This is a genomic window from Pseudomonas sp. (assembly GCF_051660785.1).
Classification (GTDB): Bacteria; Pseudomonadota; Gammaproteobacteria; order Pseudomonadales; family Pseudomonadaceae; genus Aquipseudomonas.
Genome location: NZ_JBOFQE010000055.1, coordinates 1 through 6,823, shown reverse-complemented (window position 1 = coordinate 6,823; position 6,823 = coordinate 1). Strand labels below are relative to the sequence as shown.

2 protein-coding genes and 2 pseudogenes are annotated in these 6,823 nt (G+C 60.7%); 3 read left to right on the top strand and 1 reads right to left on the bottom strand.

Going from position 1 to position 6,823, the window contains the following annotated elements:
- Positions 1 to 177: 177 nt before the first annotated feature.
- The 3 genes and pseudogenes from ACRC4F_RS13205 to lon all read left to right on the top strand — a co-directional run bounded on the left by ACRC4F_RS13205 (position 178) and on the right by lon (position 6,595).
- Positions 178 to 2,589: a glucose/quinate/shikimate family membrane-bound PQQ-dependent dehydrogenase gene (locus tag ACRC4F_RS13205; RefSeq protein WP_438659692.1), complete on the top strand. Its 2,412-nt coding sequence runs from the start codon at positions 178 to 180 to the stop codon at positions 2,587 to 2,589.
- Positions 2,590 to 3,128: 539 nt separating this feature from the next.
- Positions 3,129 to 3,505, top strand: a pseudogene (locus ACRC4F_RS13200) (DUF6124 family protein).
- Positions 3,506 to 4,177: 672 nt separating this feature from the next.
- On the top strand, positions 4,178 to 6,595 hold the full coding sequence (gene lon / locus ACRC4F_RS13195; protein ID WP_438659691.1) for an endopeptidase La: 2,418 nt from the start codon (positions 4,178 to 4,180) through the stop codon (positions 6,593 to 6,595).
- A gap of 100 nt (positions 6,596 to 6,695) precedes the next feature.
- Here the strand turns inward: lon and ACRC4F_RS13190 are convergent.
- A pseudogene (locus ACRC4F_RS13190) lies at positions 6,696 to 6,823 on the bottom strand (IS481 family transposase); the annotation flags it as partial.

The following is a 6,823-nucleotide window of genomic DNA, read 5'->3' as shown; positions in this document are numbered from 1 at the left end:
CGATGGCAGCGTGTCAGCCAACACATTTATTGCCAGACACACTGCCATCGCCAGCAAGCCGGCTCCTACAAGGGCCCCGATCAACCGAACCATTTTTATATGAACCATGCCCGCACAGGATCGTCATCTACAGTGAACTTGCGCGGGACAACCTGAAACGTCACGGAGAACCACACTATGAGCACTGATGGTGCTTTGAGTCGAAGCCGTCTGTTGCCGACCCTGCTCGGCATTCTGCTTCTGCTAATGGGCCTGGCCATGCTGGCCGGCGGGATCAAGCTGAGCATGCTCGGCGGCTCGCTGTATTACCTGCTGGCCGGTATCGGCCTGACGCTGACCGGCGTGCTGCTGATTCTGGCCCGCCGCGCTGCGCTGGGCCTTTACGCACTGGTGCTGTTCGCCAGTACCGTGTGGGCCCTGTGGGAAGTCGGCCTCGATTGGTGGCAACTGGTGCCGCGTCTGGCGATGCTGTTTGCGCTGGGCCTCGTCATGCTGCTGCCGTGGTTCCGCCGTCCGCTGCTGCTCACCGGCCCTGCGCCGATGGGCACTGGCGCACTGAGCGTGGCCGTAGTGCTCGCTGGCGTTACTGCCCTGGCCAGCCAGTTCACCAACCCCGGTGAAATCAAAGGCCAACTGGACCGCGACAGCGTGCCAGGCATGACCAACACCGCTCCGGCCATGCCCGACGGTGACTGGAACTCTTACGGCCGTAGCGCCCACGGCGATCGTTACTCGCCACTGGCGCAGATCACCCCGCAGAACGCGAACAAACTGGTTCCAGCCTGGACCTTCCGCACCGGTGACCTGCCAGGGCCGAACGACCCGGGCGAAACCACGGCCGAAAACACCCCGCTGAAAGTCAACGGCATGCTCTACGTGTGCACGCCGCACAGCCAGGTGATCGCCCTCGACCCGGACACCGGCAAGGAAATCTGGCGTTTCGATCCGAAGCTCTCCACGCAAAACGCGGCGAACTTCAAGGGTTGGGCGCACATGACCTGCCGTGGCGTGACCTATCACGATGACGCCGCTTACGCGTCCGAGCAAAGCCCTACCGGCACCGCCAGCCCTGCGCCGGTCAGCACGGTCTGCCCACGCCGGATCTTCCTGCCGACCGCCGACACCCGCCTGATCGCCCTCGACGCCGACACTGGCAAGATGTGCGAAGACTTCGGCAACAAAGGCCAGGTCGACTTGAGCGCCAACATCGGCGGCTTCAACGCCGGCGGTTACTACTCCACCTCGCCTCCAGCGGTTACCAAAGACCTGGTGGTGATCGGCGGCCACGTCACCGACAACGTTTCCACCGACGAGCCAAGCGGCGTGATCCGCGCGTTCGACGTGCACACCGGCAAACTGGTGTGGAACTGGGACAGCGGCAACCCTGACGACACCACACCGATTGCCGAAGGCCAGGTCTACACCCGCAACTCGCCAAACATGTGGTCCATGTTCGCCGTCGACGAAAAACTCGGCATGCTCTACCTGCCGATGGGCAACCAGACCCCGGACCAGTTCGGTGGCGATCGCACGCCTGAATCGGAACTGCACGCCGCCGGCCTGACCGCCCTCGACATCGCGACCGGCCAGGTGCGCTGGCACATGCAGTTCACCCACCATGACCTGTGGGACATGGACGTCGGTGGCCAGCCAACCCTGATGGACCTGAAAACCGCTGACGGCGTGAAGCCAGCGGTGCTCGCATCCACCAAGCAAGGCAGCATCTACGTGCTGGACCGCAGCACCGGCAAGCCGATCGTGCCGATCAACGAAGTGCCGGTGCCACAAGGCGCTGTCGAAGGTGATCACACTTCGCCGACCCAACCGAAGTCCGACCTCAACCTGATGCCGCCGCCGCTGCAAGAGCGCGACATGTGGGGCGTGACCCCGTTCGACCAACTGATCTGCCGGATCGACTTCAAATCCATGCGCTACGACGGCCCGTTCACGCCGCCATCGCTGCAGGGTTCGATCGTTTACCCAGGCAACTTCGGCGTGTTCGACTGGGGCGGCATCTCGGTTGACCCGGTGCGTCAGATTGCTTTCATGAACCCGGACTACATGGCGTTCAAGTCGAAAATGATCCCGGCGGCCGAAATCGCAGCCCAAGGTCCGCGTAAAAGCGAAACCGAAGGCGTGCAGCCGAACAAAGGCGCGCCTTACGGCGTCATCCTCGAACCGCTGCTTTCGCCTGTGGGCCTGCCCTGTCAGGCACCTGCCTGGGGTTACGTGACAGCGGTCGACCTGACCACCAGCAAAATCATCTGGAAACACAAAAACGGCACCGTGCGCGACAGCTCGCCGGTTCCGATCCCGCTGAGCATGGGCGTGCCTAGCCTGGGCGGCACCTTCGTCACCGCTGGCGGCGTTGGCTTCCTGAGCGGCACCCTGGACCAGTACCTGCGCGCCTATGACGTGAAAAACGGCAAGCAGTTGTGGGAAGGCCGCCTGCCAGCAGGTGCGCAAACCACGCCGATGACCTACACCGGCAAGGACGGCAAGCAATACGTGCTGGTCGTTGCGGGCGGTCACGGTTCGCTGGGCACCAAGCAGGGTGACTATGTGATTGCGTACAAACTGTCCGAGTAAGGTTTAGCGGCGGTTAAAGGAAAGGCGACTCCTGCGAGGGGGTCGCCTTTTTTGTGGGTGCCAATTTTATCGCCACACCACTGAACAAAATGTGGGAGCGAGCCTGCTCGCGCTGGCGGACTGTCCGCCCCCCTGGATGTTGAATGTTAAATAGCCATCGCGAGCAGGCTCGCTCCCACATTGGATAGCGTCGGACCTAAATTTTTTTGCCGACGTCCTACAGCTGTGGCTGTTCCGGAGGAGAATTCCGACAGGTTCTAGCGGTTGTTGTGTCAGAAGTCGAGAGGATAGGCTTTGGGTGTCGCTGCAGATTAGCGAACAGGCGTCGCGGCCTGAATCAGCTTACTTGGTGCATAATCACCCGCCTAAATCGGCCTGCCTTCAATGCTTGTCGTTTGATCCTATGGTGGCTGTGCGCGGGATACCTTCGGGTATGCCGGGTTTCCAAGTAGCTCGGTCCGCGAACCTGCGTACAGCTGCCACCTAACATCGCGTCGCGGCGATCAGTGGCGGCTCCATTACTTACTTGGAGCTTCACCATGTTCAAAGAAACCCCGAATCCCCCGCAAACCGACGACGTTTCCCCCTACGAATCCCTCGATTCCAAAAAAATCAACGAAGCCGCCGAGCGCGCGCTGGATCACTACCTCAACCCCGCCGCCCTCAAATCCCCCGCCGCGCGAAAACCCAGCACCATGTTTGTGATCGCACCGGACATCAAAGACGAGGACCTGCTGGCCCACACCTGCGAGTCGTTGGCCCAGGCCAGTGTGATGGCGAGTGATTTCGCGGACTATCTGGAAGGCCCGCACCGGCACAAGGCGATGGCGATTCAACAGATCGTCATGCTGGCCGAATTGGCGGCAAACCGGATGCTCGATAACGTCGCCATACCAAACCTGCGCCACACAGCTAACCCCCTGTATGAGCGAGCCTGCTCGCGATTGCAGTCTGACATCCAGCACTGATGTCGTCTGACACTCCGCCATCGCTGGCAAGCCAGCTCCCACAGGGGTTGGGGTACATTTGCAAGAAATTGGTCGGCCGGCAGGCCGCCATCGCTGGCAGGCCAGCTCCCACAATGGATCGGCGTACAGCTTTTGATTCTCACCACTCAACAGGCCGAGCGTTAGCTCGCCTTCAGCTTTTGATCTTGATCCACCCGCCCCTTCGGGAGGCTGAGTGGAGGTGTCCATCCGGGGAGTGGCGCGTAGCGCCGTTCGACGCAGTCGAACACGCTGCATGTAGGTGCAGCGAAGCCAACCGGAGGGCAGTGTCCCCGGATGGATACCGGAGCGAAGGAACGCCGAGCCTTAGCGAGGGGCCGGACGCTTGGGGCGAGCGTTTTTTTGCTTACTTTTTTTTGGCGTTTGAAAAAAAAGTGAGTCGCCGTAAGGGCGAAACCCTAAGTCGCCGTTACCGCAGAAATGGATATGTACACAACCACCAAGAACATGGTCGGCCCAAAGGCCGCCAAGTCAAACACACCTGTCCAAACCCTGAACACACACCCAGAAATATCCCGCCCCATTGAAACCACCCCCCACCTGCCCCATCTAAGACCCATACCCCATTGCGCAGGTGCCCCATGAGCGACCAGCAAGAATTCCCCGAAGACCCGAGCGACTACGCCGACCCAGAGAACGCCGAACACCCTTCCACCGGCAAAGGCCTCGCCCTGCCCGGCCAGAACCTGCCGGACAAGGTCTACATCATCCCGATCCACAACCGCCCGTTCTTCCCGGCCCAAGTGCTGCCGGTCATCGTCAATGAAGAACCGTGGGCTGAAACGCTGGATCTGGTGAGCAAATCCGATCACCACTCCCTGGCCCTGTTCTACATGGACACGCCCCAGGAAGATCCGCGCCATTTCGACACCTCGGCCCTGCCGCTGTACGGCACCCTGGTCAAGGTGCACCACGCCAGTCGCGAAAACGGCAAACTGCAATTCGTCGCCCAAGGCCTGACCCGTGTGCGCATCCGCACCTGGCTCAAGCACCATCGCCCGCCATACCTGGTGGAAGTCGAATACCCGCACCAGCCCACCGAGCCGACTGATGAGGTCAAGGCCTACGGCATGGCGCTGATCAACGCGATCAAGGAACTGTTGCCGCTCAACCCGCTGTACAGCGAAGAGCTGAAAAACTACCTCAACCGCTTCAGCCCCAACGATCCGTCGCCCCTGACCGACTTCGCCGCCGCCCTGACCTCGGCCACCGGCAACGAGCTGCAGGAAGTGCTCGACTGCGTGCCGATGCTCAAGCGCATGGAAAAAGTCCTGCCGATGCTGCGCAAGGAAGTCGAAGTCGCGCGCCTGCAAAAAGAGATTTCCGCCGAAGTTAACCGCAAGATCGGCGAGCATCAGCGCGAGTTCTTCCTCAAGGAACAACTCAAGGTCATCCAGCAAGAGCTGGGCCTGACCAAGGACGACCGCAGCGCCGACATCGAGCAGTTCGAGCAGCGTCTGGAAGGCAAAGTCCTGTCGGCCCAGGCGCAAAAACGCATCGAAGAGGAAATGAACAAGCTGTCGATCCTCGAGACCGGTTCGCCGGAATACGCGGTCACCCGCAACTACCTCGACTGGGCGACTTCGGTGCCGTGGGGCGTGTACGGCGAGGACAAACTTGACCTCAAGCACGCGCGCAAGGTGCTCGACAAACACCACGCCGGCCTCGATGACATCAAGGACCGCATCCTCGAATTCCTCGCGGTCGGTGCCTATAAAGGCGAGATCAGCGGCTCCATCGTCTTGCTGGTCGGCCCGCCCGGCGTGGGTAAAACCAGTGTCGGCAAATCCATCGCCGAATCCCTCGGCCGGCCGTTCTACCGCTTCAGCCTCGGCGGCATGCGCGACGAAGCCGAGATCAAGGGCCACCGCCGCACTTACATCGGCGCGCAACCGGGCAAACTCGTACAGGCGTTGAAAGACGTCGAAGTGATGAACCCGGTGATCATGCTCGACGAAATCGACAAGATGGGCCAAAGCTACCAGGGCGACCCGGCCTCGGCGCTGCTGGAAACCCTCGACCCGGAACAGAACGTCGAATTCCTCGACCACTACCTGGACCTACGTCTGGACCTGTCGAAAGTGCTGTTCGTCTGCACCGCCAACACTCTGGATTCGATTCCCGGCCCATTGCTGGACCGGATGGAAGTGATTCGCCTGTCGGGATATATCACCGAAGAAAAAATCGCCATCGCCAAGCGTCACCTGTGGCCCAAACAACTCGAAAAGGCCGGCGTGTCCAAGGGCAGCCTGAGCATCAGCGACAGCGCCTTGAAAGCCTTGATCGACGGATATGCCCGCGAAGCCGGGGTGCGCCACCTGGAAAAGGAACTGGGCAAACTGGTGCGCAAAGCCGTGGTGAAATTGATCGACGAGCCGAAAGCCGTGATCAAAATTGGTCCGAAAGACCTCGAAGCCTCGCTCGGCCATCCGGTGTTCCGCAACGAACAAGTGCTGTCCGGCACCGGCGTCATCACCGGCCTGGCCTGGACCAGCATGGGCGGCGCCACTCTGCCGATCGAAGCTACGCGCATTCATACGCTCAACCGTGGCTTCAAACTCACCGGGCAATTGGGCGACGTGATGAAAGAGTCGGCGGAAATCGCCTACAGCTACGTCAGCTCCAACCTGAAGTCGTTTGGCGGTGATCCGAAGTTCTTCGACGAAGCCTTCGTTCACCTGCACGTCCCGGAAGGCGCCACCCCGAAAGACGGCCCGAGCGCCGGCGTGACAATGGCCAGCGCCCTGCTCTCGCTCGCCCGCAACCAGGCGCCGAAAAAAGGCGTGGCTATGACCGGCGAACTGACGCTGACCGGGCATGTACTGCCGATTGGCGGGGTGCGCGAAAAAGTGATCGCGGCGCGGCGGCAGAAGATCTTCGAACTGATCCTGCCGGAGCCGAACCGTGGAAGCTTTGATGAACTGCCGGACTATCTGAAGGAAGGTATTACCGTGCACTTTGCCAAGCGTTTTGCGGATGTGGCGAAGATTCTGTTCTGACGGTCAGCAAGCGCCCTTCTACCGCTATCGCTAGCAGGCTAGCTCCCACAAGGATCGGTGGTGTTCACAAATTTTGTGATCACTGCAACCCCTGTGGGAGCTAGCTGTGTAAACCCACCACGTTGTTCACGGATGCTATTCGGCTAATCGGTGGCAAATAACTCAGGCTGGCATGCGGGCGATGCCAGTTGTACTCGTGCAGCCACGATGTCAGGTAGGTCGCACGTT